This window comes from Amycolatopsis sp., from assembly GCF_035276945.1.
GTDB lineage: Bacteria > Actinomycetota > Actinomycetes > Mycobacteriales > Pseudonocardiaceae > Amycolatopsis_E.
The window spans coordinates 22841-35025 of the sequence record NZ_DATELF010000010.1; the positions used below are offsets into that span (position 1 = coordinate 22841).

The following is a 12185-nucleotide window of genomic DNA, read 5'->3' on the forward strand; positions in this document are numbered from 1 at the left end:
CCGTACAAGCCGCTGACAGCGACCTGACCCGGGGTCCCTAGACTTCATCACATGGCCAGCGGCACGAAGAAGAAGGGCACCCCGAAGAAGGTCGCCAAGGCGACCCGGTCTTCGGTGGTCACCAAACGTGGTGTGCCGTGGGGCACCATCATCGCGGTGGTCGCGGTGGTGGCGCTGGCCGCCGTCGTCGTGACCTACTACCTGGTCCAGTCCGCGCCCAAGCGGGCGCTGCAGGACTGGGTGCCGACGGACGGCAACCCGGACCCGTCCACCCAGCTCGCCGGGATCGTGATCAAGCAGTACACCGGCAGCGTGCACGTGCTGCCGACCGAGCGGGTGGCCTACGACTCCTCGCCCCCGTTCGGCGGCCCGCACGACGGGTACTGGGCCGCGTGCACCGGCATCGTGTACCCGACGGCCGTCCGCACGGAGAACATGGTGCACGCACTCGAGCACGGCGCCGTGTGGATCGCCTACAACCCCGGCCAGGTGACCGGGGAGGCGCTGACCAAGCTCCAGTCGAAGGTCAACGGCAAGCCGTACACGATGATGTCGCCCTATCCCGGCCTCGACCGGCCGATCTCGCTGCAGTCCTGGGGACACCAGCTCAAGGTGGACAGCGCGGACGACGTGAAGATCGACGAGTTCGTCACCGCGCTGCGGCAGAACCCGCACACCTACCCGGAGGTCGGCGCCTCCTGCGACGCGCTCGGCGCCGGCATGTTCGACCCAGGCAACCCGCCCCCGTTCGACCCGAAGCCGCCGGGCCCGGACGCCAAGCCGATGGACTACAAGGGCTCCGCGGGAGCCCAACAGGAGGCCGGCAACACCGGCATGGTCCCCTCCTCGGCCGCCCAGGCCCCACCCTCCGCGCCCAGGTCATGACCGAAGAGACGGCGCGGCCGTCCTGGTCGAGCCCGGTGGTCATCGGCTCGACGGTGCTCGTCGTGCTGCTGCTCGGTGCGGTGCTCGGTATGTTCCTCACCCAGCGGGCGCTCGGCGGAGGCGGCGAGGCCACGCCGGCGGCCGGCTCGGTCGAGGTGGGATTCGCGCAGGACATGTCGACGCACCACCTCCAGGCCGTGTCGATGGCCAACTGGGAACGTGACCACACCACGGACCCCGAGCTGAAGCAGCTGGCCTTCGACATCCAGAGCACCCAGCTGGAGCAGGTCGGCCGGATGAAGGGCTGGCTGATGCTGTGGGGCCAGCCGGAACAGGCGCTCGGCGCGTACATGACGTGGATGACTCAGCCGGGTGGCCATGACGGCATGAACATGGGCGCCGCCACGCCGGCCGCGGCGGGCGGCCAGATGCCCGGGATGGCCACGAACGAGGAGCTGGCGAAGCTGCACTCGTTGTCCGGCAAGGAACTCGACGTGTACTTCCTGCAGCTGATGCTGCGCCACCACCAGGGCGGCACGTCGATGGCGCAGTACGCGCACGACCACGCTTCGATCTCGGCCGTGCGGACGCTGGCGCAGAGCATCCTGATCTCGCAGGGCGCCGAAATGGAGATGGTGAAGCAGATGCTCGCGGCGCGGGGCGCCCAGCCGCTGCCCTGACCCCCTACCAGGAAAGGCGCTGGCAGCGTTTCGCGGACTCGCGCGGCTCCACCTGCAGGGTCGCGTGGTCGATCGAATACCGGTAGGCCAGCAGGTTCTGCGCGGCGACGAGGACCTCGGCGGGCTCGGCCGCCGGCTCGACGGTGAGGTGGGCCGACGCGACCTCCATGCCGGAAGTGAGCGTCCAGACGTGCAGGTCGTGCACGTCGGAGACCCCGGTCAGCCCCGCCAGTTCCGCGCCGACCCGCTCAACGTCGACCTCGGCCGGGGCGTGCTGGAAGAGGATCCGCAGCGCGCGGCGTGCCAGCGTGTACGTCCGGGGCAGCACGAACAGACCGAGTGCGACACCGATGACCGGGTCGGCGTACCGCCAGCCGGTCAGCAGGGTGATCGCGCCGCTGAGCAGCACGCCGGCGGAGCCGACCAGGTCGGCCAGCACCTCGAGGTAGGCGCCCCGGATGTTGAGGCTCTCCTTCGCCCCGGACCTCAGCAGCGCGAAGGACACGACGTTGGCCGCCAGCCCGGCGGCCGCGGTCAGCAACACGGGAAGGCCGGGTACCGCGGGCGGGTCGGCAATCCGCCCGATCGCCTCGACCAGCACGTACCCCGCCACCCCGAACAGCAGCACCGCATTACCGAGCGCGGCGAGCACCTCGGTGCGGTAGAGCCCGAACGTACGCCGATGGGTGGGACTGCTGCGGCGCGCGAGGACGATCGCGGTCAGCGCCATCGCCAGCCCGAACACGTCGGTGAGCATGTGCGCGGCGTCGGAGATCACGGCCAGCGAGCCGGTGAGGACACCGACCACGACCTCGAGCACCATGAAAGCGAACCCGATGCCCAGCGCCGCCACCAACCTCGGAAGATGACGCCCCGACGCGCTGACATGCCCGTGCCCATGGCCATGCCCCATGACTTCGCCTCCTCCACATCGCTCGATTCATAGTTACATGCGCATGTATGCACCACAACATAGCCTTGCCTTCCCGGATGATGGCAACCATGAAGGGTGGCCACTGCACGACACGAAACCGGATACGCTAAGCTTCTTCACGTCGCGCAGCGATGAAGCCCTCGTAGCTCAGGGGATAGAGCACTGCCCTCCGGAGGCAGGTGTCGCAGGTTCGAATCCTGCCGAGGGCACCGGTCCAGCCAGTGTGCGAACCTTTCGCTCCGTAGTCGCGCCTGGTGACGCGGCTGCGGAGCGCTGGGTTGGCGCGTCCGCGTTGCTGGGGATGACGAACGTGGGTGCCGCGGTTTCCCGGCTGGTGATGTCGACCCGGTGGACGAAGGTTTGCATGACGCGGCGGAGGGCTTCCACGCTGCCGGTGTCGGCAGCGGCCTCTATGTCAGCGCGGAGGGTCTCCAGGACGGTGGTGTCGGGCAGTTCCGGTGCGGTGGCCTCGTCCACCAGCAGTCCGAGTTCGTCGCGGCGGGCGCGTTGTTCGGTGAGCTTGGTGGCGAGTTTCTGGACGCGCGGCGAGCAGGTTTCCTCGTCCATGGTGCCGTTCTCGAATGCGGTGAGGTAGCGGTCGATGGCGTCCTCGTTCTTGGTGATGTCGCGTTCGAGGGCGGCGAGTTCGGCGGTGTAGGTGGCGCGTTGGTCGTCGACCTCGCTGGTGGTGTTAGCCAGGCCCTGCTCGATGAGGTCGCTACGGGTGAGGGTGTCCACAAGCGAGGTCAGTACGGCGCGTTCGAGTTGATCGGCGGGCAGCCGGTCGGCGGAGCAGTATTCGGTGCCGTAGCGGTGCCGGGTGAAGCAGGTGTAGTAGCGGTAGCGGTACTTGTTGCCTTTCGCGGCGGTGCCGAGGTAGCGCTTGCCGCAGTTGGTGCAGAACAGTCGCCCGACCAGGGTGTAGTCGGAGTTGGCGACGGCGCGGTGTCCGGCTTCGTCGCCGCGGGCGTCGAGGATGTCCTGGGCGTCGTTGAACAGCTTCTCGCTGATGATCGCCGGGTGGTGGTCGGCGGCTTTGTACCAGCGGTCGCGGAACCAGATCTCGCCGAGGTAGGTGCGGTTGCGCAGGACGGTGAGCACGGCAGCTTTGGACCAGGGGTTCCCGGCCTTGGTGCGGTAGCCGTCGGCGGACAATCGCTTGGCGACGAGCTGGGTACCGAGTTTGTCGTGGACGTACATGGTGAAGATGCGTTCCACGACTGGCTTCTCGTCGTCGACGATGACGAGCTTGCCGCTGCTGCCGACTTCGTAACCGTGGGGGCGGTAGCCGCCGGGCCATTCGCCGCGGGCGGCTTTGCGTTCCATGCCGTTGATGACGCGGTCGATGATGGTGGCGCGTTCGAACTCGGCGAACACCGCCAGCATCTGCACCATCATGCGACCGGCGGGGGTGGCGGTGTCGAAGGGTTCGGTCGCCGACCGGAACGCCACGCCCGCGTCTTCGAGGTCGGCGAGGATCTCCGACAGGCCCCGGATCGATCGGGACAGCCGGTCCACGCGGTAGACCAGCAGCACGTCGAATTTCCCGGCCCTGGCGGCAGCGAGGGCGCGTTTCAGGGCGGGCCGGTCGGTGGTGGCCCCGGATTTCTCATCGATGTAGGGGTTGCCGACGAGTTCCCAGTTGTCCTGTGAGGTGACGTAGTTGCGCAGCTTGAGGTTTTGGGCTTCCAGCGAGAAGGGCTGGTGCAGTTCGTCGGTGGAGATCCGGAGGTAGATCGCCACCCGCAGCGGTGGGCTGTTCTCGTCGGCGCCGATGCTCGCCTGTGGCTGGGTGGCCTGGTTGGTCCGGACCCGGGGGCGACGCTGGCGGCGCTTGGGCGCGGTGGGTGCCGACATCACCGCACCGCCCGGCGACGCGCCTGCGCGCGGTGCGCTTCCTCGTACTGGGCGAAGGCGACCATCAGCCGGGTGACCATCCGGCCGGTGGCGGTCGTGGTGGTGACATGCGGCTCGGGGGCCGAGTGCAGGGCCAGGCCCGCGTCGTCCAGCTCGGTGAGGATCTCGGTGAGGATCTCGGTCAGGTCATCGAGTGTCCGTGATACCTGGCTGACGCTGTCAACGAGGAGGACGTCGAGCTTCCCGGCGTGGGCGTCGGTGAGGGCGCGCCGTAGCTCTGGGCGGGTAGCCAGCTGGCCGGGTTTGGGGTCGTGGTAGGTGTGGCGGGTGCGCCGCCAGGTGGGGTGGGCGTTCAGGCAAGCGCGCACCGCGGTCGTGATGCCGGTGCCGACGAGGTAGACCGCGACGCGCAGGCGGGAGGCGTGCTCGGCTGGCGTGGCAGGGTTCGGCGGCTGGGGGTGGTGGCTCAAGGGGACCGTCCTTGGGTGCGTCGTCGTCCCCCGGCCGGTCGGCAGGGGGACGACGACGAACGCTCGACTCCTCGGTCAAGGGCAAGCTGCTTGTTAGGTGCTGCGGTGGCCGTGACGGCGTTCGGCGCGGAGCTGCTGATGGCGCTGCTGGAACGACTCGTCGGCCAGCACCTCGGCGAGCCACTGCGCGAGTACGGCGACCGCGGCGGGCCGATCGGCCTCGGGCATAGGCAGCACGATCGGCGGCTCAACAGTCACCTCGGGCTTGCGGTAACCGCGGCGCGAACGATCGCTCATGACGCCCCTCCGGCGCCCTCGTGGCCCGGGCGTTGGAGGTGGTGGGGGTGCAGGCGGGCGTAGGCGGTCCAGAAGGTCTCGGGATCGACCAGTGCGGCGTGGGCGTGCTCGCGTGACCAGATCCAGTTTCGGGGTGGGAGTAGCCGGCCGTCGGCGGTGCGGTCGTGGACGACGAACCCGAGGTAGGCGGGATTGGTCAGCACACCGCGCGCGACCCGCGGTGTCCACGATCGTGATCGGCCGTCGACGTGCGGAGGCGGGTACTGGTCGGGATCGGTGGCGAGCCGGGCTGCGATCGCGGAGGGCCCGTGGCCGTCGAGAAACCACGCGAAGATCAGCGGCACGAGGTGAGCACGCCGGGTGTCGGGGACCAGTCGCCGCAGTCGCCGGGTGAAGCCATCCTCGTCGCTGACCCGGTGGGTGCGGGTCCGATATCCATAGGGCGGTGGGCCGGCCCACCATCTGTCGAGGGCGTGCGCGTGGCGGCGTTGGCGCGAGCGGTGGGCCAGCTCCTGCTGGTATCCGCGGATCGCTTCGGTCTCCGTGCGGTGGCGTTCCTGCTCGGCCACCGGCCAGGCCAGCTCGCTGACGACGCGGTAGAGCCACGCGCGCACCGGGCGCCGCTTGGTGTCGAGGATCTCGACGCGCGGTTGTGCCCAGCCGTCATCGTGTTCGACAACGATCGGCGCGTAGTCGGCTGCGTGGGATACGGGCGTACTCACCGGGTGGCAGTTCCTTCCGGTTGTGGGCGCGAGGGGGTGGGTTGGCGGGTGAGGTGCCAGGCGCGGCAGTGCGGACAGCGATAGGCGCGGCGCTCCACACGTCGGCCGGGGTGCGGGCACGCCCAGATCAGGCCCAGCACCTCCTCGGCAACCTCCTGGCTGAGGAAGGCGCGTTTCCCGGTCTGGCCGCAGCGGCGGCCGGTGTACCGGCGGCGGCGCGCGAGGCACAGGCGGTGACGCAACTCGCGCAGCGACGCGCCCCGGTGCCTCGCACCGGATGGGTCGGCGGTCACCGTGTCCGACACGGTGACCGCGCCGGGCGCGGTCACCGGATCTCTCCGTCCGCCGCGGGCGCCCGACCGTCCGAATACGCTGTCCTCCCGGTCTGTCCGCGAGCCTGCAGTAGCCGGTCTTTCGCGAGCTGGTTGTAGGAGGCGTTGAGCTCGATGCCGACGTAGCGTCGACCGAGTCGGATGGCTGCCAGGCCGGTGGTGGCCGCGCCGGAGAAGGGGTCCAGGACCACGCCACCTGGCGGGCAGCCGGCGGCGATACAGCGCAGCGGGAGGTCGATGGGGAAGGCCGCGAAATGTGCCTCGCGCAGCGGTCGGGTGAACATCTGCCATACGTCGCCGGGGTTCTTGCCCCGTGGGTGGGCGCTCTTGTGGGGATGCCCGGGCAGCATCGCGGCACCATGGTTGCCACGCGCGAACACGGCCGAGCCGCGGTACTTGCCGTTGCGATTGCCATCGCCGTTGACCGACCGGTTGCGGCGGCGCGCACGGGCACCGAGCTCCGTGCCCTCGGTGACGTGGGGACCGCCGCCCGGGATGTCCGTGGCTAGGGCCTCGGGACGGCGTGGTGGAACCCGGATCGCGTCCAGGTCGAAGTGGTAGGTCGGGTTCGCGGTCAGCAGGAACACGAACTCGTAGGTGGTCGAGAGCCGGTCGCGCACCGACTCGGGCATCGGGTTGCGCTTGGCCCACACGACCGCGTTGCGCAGCACCCACCCGTCGGCCTGCAACGCTAACGCCACCCGCCACGGCATGCCGAGGAGGTTTTTGCGCGGCACGGTTCGGGTGCGATTCACCCCGGCGGAACGGACCTGCTCGCGCAGGACCGCCGCCGCGGCAACGCCACTCAGGGTGCTGTTCCGCATCGCGTGGCTGCTGCGGCCGGGGGGTTCGGCACTGTAGGAGTCGCCGAGGTTGAGCCACACCGTGCCGGTCGGCGTGAGCACGCGGCGCAGCTGCGCGAACAGCGCGCGCAGGTGGTCGACGTAGTCGGCCGGTGTGGGTTCGAGCCCGTACTGGCGATCGACCCGCCGCGCGCCGCACCGGCGGCAGGTCTGCGGGTCGCCACCCCGGTGCGCTGGGGAGGCCGGGTAGCCCGGTGCGGCGCCGGTGGTGTGCGGGATGTTGGTGCCCCGCCCGACCGAATGCGCGCAGGCCGGGTCACCTCCGACCCAGCGGCCCGTGCGGTAGTCACGAAGTCCGTAGTAGGGCGGACTCGTGACCACGCAGTCGATCGACTCCGCCGGCCATCCGGCCACCGTGTCCACCGCATCACCGGTATAGAGAGTGGCTTCGGGGATACTCCACGCGGGAACGTGATTCACGGTGCCACCCCCGACCCGTCAACGCGCTCGATGTCGTGGCCGACCCCGGTGTCCAACCCAGACACTGGAGCCGACGAACCCTTGAGTTCATGGGAACTCTGGCGCTTTTGGCTGACCCTGAGAACCAGCACATCCTCATGCGCTATTACCCAGGCAGGCACCCCGCGGTCGCGGAGCTTACGCACGTAGTCCAGTTGGAAGAACGACGAACGCGGAACGAGTTTGCCGTCGCGGAGTCCGGCCAGCAGACCGACACAGCGTTGGACGGGGTCGAGACCGGCGTTGATCGCTGCGTCCAGGGTCAGCGAGGGGAAGTCGATCAGCTCGCCGTCGAGGCGGAAGGGCCGGGTGGTGATGGCCACGACCCCGCCCGGCCGTAGCAGCGGTATCGCGCGGCGGAGGATGTCGGTGAAGCCGCGCAGCAGCATGGGCAGGCTGCGGTGGGCGAGGTTCGCGCGGTCGCGGCTGTAGCGGTTGTCGTGCTTGCGCACCGGGCGGTGGCCAGGCGCGTGGACCTGGCCGTGGACGCTGGACCCATACGGCGGGGAGGTCACCAGCAGCGCCACCCGCCCGGCATTGCGGCGGGCGAGGTCGGGCAGCACGCGGCGGGCGTCGCCGAGGTGCACCTGACCGTGACCGGCCGCCTCGTCGTGGGCGGCGAGGGCGAGGTTGGCATCGGTGACTCCGGCCCACCGGGTCTCGTACTCGATGCCGAGGGCGTCGCGGCCCTTGCGCACGGCTTCCACCAGAGTGGTGCCGACCCCGCACATCGGGTCCAGCACGAGGTCGCCGGGCGCGGTGAACGTGTCGATGGCGTGGCCGGCGATCGCGGGCAGCATCTTCGCCGGGTGCGCCGTGCTCTCGCCGACATAGCGGCCCTTGCGCTGACTGGCGTGGGGCCGCTGCGCGGTCGGCCACACGGTGACCGGCAACTCGACCAGGACGTCGCTGCCGCGCGCCAGTGCCTTGCGCGGAATCGGCTGGTGGGTACTCATCAGGCGGCGCCTCCGAAGTCGTTGTGGAAGACGAGCAGGTCGGTGTGCGCGCTGCGGTGCACCGCAGCGGCGGGCAGCGTGACCGAGGTCGGCGGACTCGAGATGAGAAGCCGGTCGCCGTGGACGTGAGCGAGCACGGCGATGATGTGCTGGAGGTAGGTCAGCCCCGCGTTGGTCGCGGCGGTGACCACCACCCCGCTGTGATCGGCAAAGCGGCCCTGCCCGGCGGGGCTGCGGGTGGCCACGGCGAGCACCCCGCCGGGCGCCAGCCACTGCGCCCACGAGGTGTAGGGCGCTCCGTCGGTGTCGATCCACGGCGCGGGCAACTCGACGGCCAGCAGCAGGTCCACCGAGCCGGGTTCCGGTTCCTGCGTGTGCGCGCCACCGTCGCCGTTGTCGCGGTGGTCACCGGGTGTGATGGTCTCGGGGCCGACGCAGAGGACTCGGCGGTCGCTCACGGAGTCGGCGACCGCGGCGATCCGGGCCGAGTCCGGCCCGGTCACGGCGACCGTCTGGCCGGGGGTGGTGAAAGCGGTCACGGCCTGGGTGATCAGGCTGCGCGTGAGTCCCTCGACCAGCGGCGGCAGGTCGTGCTCGTCGGCCGGGGTGGGTGCGCACAGCCAGATTCCCAGCGGCACGGATGCGGTTTTCCGAGGCCGTTCTTGCGGTGTTGTGTCGATTTCTGGTGAGGTGTCCGGCGAGACAGGAACGCTCATTGGGGAGTGTCCTCGCAATTCGCGGGTGCGGGCTCTTACATAGTTCTAAAGGGGGTTTTTCGCGCCGGATTTTGCAGACGAATCCCAACTTTTTCTCCCGAGCCGCGAAGCCCCAAGCCGGTGTGGTGCCCTGCGGCGGCGCCGTCGCCGCTCGCTCGTGTCGTCGCGCCCGTTGCTGACCGCCCCGGTGATTCGAGACCGAGGGTGCTGCGCCAGCCCGGCGGGGAGGCGTTGACCGGCGTCGTGGTCCGCGGCAGAAGAGATGTGTCGGCGGCGTGCGCTGCGGCGCCGAGCCCTGGCCGCCCACGCGTTGCCGCCGGTGCGCGCCCCATCTTCCGAATCGGTGACCGAGCCGGGTTTGGCCACGATCGACTGCCTCCGGTGCCGGTGCGCGCTCGCGGTGCGCACAGGGCGCACTCGCGCTGCGGGGCGCATGAGTGTCGGCGGCCTAGACACGCAACACCGTCCGAAAGCGGCCCCGTGTGGTGCGCGGCGCCCGGGACGCAAGCGTCTGCCAGCGTCATCCGGTCGCCGACACGCGCCGCGGGGCGCCCGCAGTGCGCAGGCGGCGCCGAGAGGTGCGGTGGCCGCGAACCCGGATGCTGGCGTGGCAGCGCCGCATCGCCGACGGCGCTCGTGCGTGGTCCCCGGCGACGCAAAGCGTCGGCTGCGCTGCGGGCTCGTGCGGGTCTGCGCCGGGCACTCGTCGCGGCGCGGTCACCGGCTCGACCGCAAGCGCTGCCGACGCGGGCCGCGGGGGTAACGGGGTGCCGGGCGAGCGGTCGCGGGCGTCGTTGACCACCCCGGGCCTGACCACCCGCGGCACCCGTTCAACCGCGGTCCGCCCCGTGCCCGCAGACGAGTGCAACCGGTCTGCATGCGGCGTGACAACCGGGGTCGTCAAGATTTTTCGCAGTATTGGTCGCGCTCGCCCACCGCGCGACACGTCCCTTACGGCTTCCTTGCACCGCAGGTCAGACGGTATCCGCGGCCGATCGGGTACGGGTGCACAAGGGTCGGGGTGCCCCTTGCGGATTCCTTGCATCCCCGATTTCACGATCAACAGGGAAGGTTTGCGCAAGCGGTCTCCGGCGGCATGGACGGCGTCACGTTCACGCCGTTCCCGCCCCGCTGTATCGGGCGGGTTCGGCTCGCACCAGGGAGTCCGACGATGCCGACCACACCACCCCCGGACGCTCCCCGCCCCGGGCCATCCCGTGTCGACCGGCGCCGCACTCGTGTCGCCAGCGCCGAGTCGGTCGAGTCCGCCTCGGCGATGGACGCCGCGGAGTCGGCGTTCCAGCTCTTGTGCACCGGCCCGGACCCGCTCGCCCTCGACTGTGCCCGGATCGGGCACGGGCTTCCGCGGCGGCAGGTGCCGTTGGTCGAGTTGCGCGACGTACTGCTGGCTCGGGTGACCCCGAAGACCGCGCGGGAGGCGGTGTGGCGCCAACTGGTGATTGCCGCCCAAACCGACGGCGCGGCGTGGGTGATCGGCGCGGTCGGCGTCGCACTGCCCGGGCTGCGCAAGGCCGCAGGGACGCTGATGAAGAACTACACCGGCGACCCTGACGACATCGACTCCGAGATGGTGGCGGCCTTCACCGCCCGGCTCAAGACCATCGACCCGGACGCGGGCTCACTGGCCAGCCGGCTGGTGCGGGAAGCCCGATACGCCGGGGCCGCGGTGCGCGCGGCCGAGTGGGACTACGCCACCCGCACGAGGCCACAGTGGGAATCGCTCGAACCACGCCAACCCGACCAGGGACACGAAGATCTCCTGCTCGCCGAAGCGGTGCGCGAAGGCGTGCTCACCGCCGACGAAGCGTCCCTGATCCTGTCGACCCGCCTGGAGGACATACGGCTGCACGAGGCCGCGGACGAACTGGGCGAGTCGTATTTCCGAGTGTTTCGCGCCCGGAAAAGGGCCGAGTCCGCGCTCATTTCCTGGCTCGATGCCCAGCGTCCGCCAAAAAAGTCGGAACATCCGCGAACAAAGTCGGACTCCGCCTGCAAAAAATCGGCCTGAAACCCCCCTTTAGAACAGTGTGAGGGGAATCAGGTCGAGAACCGGGCACACGCGCACCACGGCAGGCGCCCACCACCACCACCGCCGCATCCGCCGGGCACAGCAGGCCGCAGCGCCGGTGACCGGCTCCCTGATTCCCCTCACATCCACCTCGCCCACCCGCCACCGGTGTCCTCGGGAGGGATCCTGGATGTCTCTGCGATCACCGCGCCACCGGCGCACCACACTCCTCCGGCGGCTACGCACCGCCACCCTCCTCGGCGTCGCGGTAGGGGCGCTGCTGCTCGTCGCCACGCCCGCGTCGGCCGCTACGCTCCTCGTCGCAGCGCCACCCGGATCGCTGGATGAGGTCATCGCCAACCTGCGCAACGTCCTGATCGGTCTGCTGGTCGGGTTGGCCACCCTCTTCCTGACGATCGGCGGTGTCCGCTACCTGGCTGCGGACGGGGATCCGGGCGAGGTCGAGCGGGCGAAAAAGGCGTTGCGTAACGCCGCGATCGGCTACGGCCTGGCCATGCTCGCGCCGGTCATCGTCACCCTCCTGCAGAGCCTGGTGGGCTGACCGATGCCGACCACCCCTGCCTCCGGCTCCCGGCCGCGGCGCCTAGCCGCGCGGCTGCGCATCACGGTGCTGACCGGCCTCATCGGCACGTCCGTCGCGGTACTGCTGACGGCCTCGGCCGGGCACCCACAGCCGGCGGTACTGCCCCTGGCGCCGATGGCCCAACCCGGCCCGGAGATTCCGCTCCCGCCCCCTCCATCCGCCACGCCAGCTCCATCGCCGCTGTCGGTGAACCCGTGGGTTCCACTCCCGCTGCCGCCCAACCCCGACCCGGGGTGGCCCAGCGAGCTGCCGCCACCGCCGACCCCGGGTGGGCCGCCGCCGACCTGGAACCCGCCCCCGGCTCCGTCGAGTTCGGCGCAGCCGCCGCCGATCGTGGTCGGCCCGGCTCCGACCCAACCGCCATCGGCCCCGCCGCCGCAG

Annotated in this window: 12 protein-coding genes, 1 tRNA gene and 2 pseudogenes; 6 read left to right on the forward strand and 9 right to left on the reverse strand. The window is 70.4% G+C overall.

Going from position 1 to position 12185, the window contains the following annotated elements; genetic code table 11:
* Window positions 1–51 precede the first annotated feature (51 nt).
* The gene (locus tag VJT49_RS01165) at window positions 52–885 is read left to right on the forward strand and encodes a DUF3105 domain-containing protein (protein ID WP_324162217.1); all 834 of its coding nucleotides are present in this window, start codon (window positions 52–54) and stop codon (window positions 883–885) included.
* Window positions 882–1565 (forward strand): DUF305 domain-containing protein, encoded by a 684-nt coding sequence (locus tag VJT49_RS01170; RefSeq protein ID WP_324162219.1) that lies wholly within the window; start codon window positions 882–884, stop codon window positions 1563–1565. The genes VJT49_RS01165 and VJT49_RS01170 overlap by 4 nt, the downstream gene beginning before the upstream one ends.
* A 4-nt stretch (window positions 1566–1569) precedes the next feature.
* Here the strand turns inward: VJT49_RS01170 and VJT49_RS01175 are convergent, their stop codons facing one another.
* Window positions 1570–2478 (reverse strand): cation diffusion facilitator family transporter, encoded by a 909-nt coding sequence (locus VJT49_RS01175; RefSeq protein WP_324162221.1) that lies wholly within the window; start codon window positions 2476–2478, stop codon window positions 1570–1572.
* Between the two features lie 157 nt (window positions 2479–2635).
* Between VJT49_RS01175 and VJT49_RS01180 the strand changes: the two genes are divergently transcribed.
* Window positions 2636–2708, forward strand: a tRNA-Arg gene (locus VJT49_RS01180).
* Between the two features lie 592 nt (window positions 2709–3300).
* Here VJT49_RS01180 and VJT49_RS34995 read toward each other — a convergent pair.
* From VJT49_RS34995 to VJT49_RS01220, 8 genes and pseudogenes are all read right to left on the reverse strand, one after another.
* Window positions 3301–4356: pseudogene (locus tag VJT49_RS34995) on the reverse strand (recombinase family protein); the annotation flags it as partial.
* Window positions 4356–4826 carry a recombinase family protein gene (locus VJT49_RS01190; RefSeq protein WP_324162225.1) on the reverse strand — a complete coding sequence of 157 codons (471 nt, stop codon included), beginning with the start codon at window positions 4824–4826 and terminating at the stop codon, window positions 4356–4358. The gene VJT49_RS01190 and the pseudogene VJT49_RS34995, both read right to left, overlap by 1 nt.
* 93 nt (window positions 4827–4919) lie before the next feature.
* Entirely contained in the window at window positions 4920–5123 is a 204-nt protein-coding gene (locus VJT49_RS01195) for a hypothetical protein (RefSeq protein WP_324162227.1), read from the reverse strand.
* Entirely contained in the window at window positions 5120–5845 is a 726-nt protein-coding gene (locus tag VJT49_RS01200; RefSeq protein WP_324162229.1) for a recombinase family protein, read from the reverse strand. Before VJT49_RS01200 ends, VJT49_RS01195 begins: the two co-directional genes overlap by 4 nt.
* Window positions 5842–6174 (reverse strand): hypothetical protein, encoded by a 333-nt coding sequence (locus VJT49_RS01205; RefSeq protein WP_324162231.1) that lies wholly within the window; start codon window positions 6172–6174, stop codon window positions 5842–5844. Before VJT49_RS01205 ends, VJT49_RS01200 begins: the two co-directional genes overlap by 4 nt.
* Window positions 6171–7460 (reverse strand): site-specific DNA-methyltransferase, encoded by a 1290-nt coding sequence (locus VJT49_RS01210; RefSeq protein ID WP_324162233.1) that lies wholly within the window; start codon window positions 7458–7460, stop codon window positions 6171–6173. The genes VJT49_RS01205 and VJT49_RS01210 overlap by 4 nt, the downstream gene beginning before the upstream one ends.
* Window positions 7457–8455: a TRM11 family SAM-dependent methyltransferase gene (locus VJT49_RS01215; protein ID WP_324162235.1), complete on the reverse strand. Its 999-nt coding sequence runs from the start codon at window positions 8453–8455 to the stop codon at window positions 7457–7459. The genes VJT49_RS01210 and VJT49_RS01215 overlap by 4 nt, the downstream gene beginning before the upstream one ends.
* Window positions 8455–9093, reverse strand: coding sequence for a hypothetical protein (locus VJT49_RS01220; RefSeq protein WP_324162237.1), 639 nt, complete (start codon window positions 9091–9093; stop codon window positions 8455–8457). Before VJT49_RS01220 ends, VJT49_RS01215 begins: the two co-directional genes overlap by 1 nt.
* A gap of 1249 nt (window positions 9094–10342) precedes the next feature.
* Here VJT49_RS01220 and VJT49_RS01225 point away from each other — a divergent pair.
* The 3 genes and pseudogenes from VJT49_RS01225 to VJT49_RS01235 form a co-directional block, all read left to right on the forward strand.
* Complete coding sequence (locus tag VJT49_RS01225; RefSeq protein WP_324162239.1) at window positions 10343–11200, forward strand: hypothetical protein; 858 nt, start codon at window positions 10343–10345, stop codon at window positions 11198–11200.
* Between the two features lie 190 nt (window positions 11201–11390).
* Window positions 11391–11762: a pilin gene (locus VJT49_RS01230; RefSeq protein WP_324162241.1), complete on the forward strand. Its 372-nt coding sequence runs from the start codon at window positions 11391–11393 to the stop codon at window positions 11760–11762.
* Window positions 11763–11765: 3 nt separating this feature from the next.
* Window positions 11766–12185, forward strand: a pseudogene (locus VJT49_RS01235) (hypothetical protein); the annotation flags it as partial.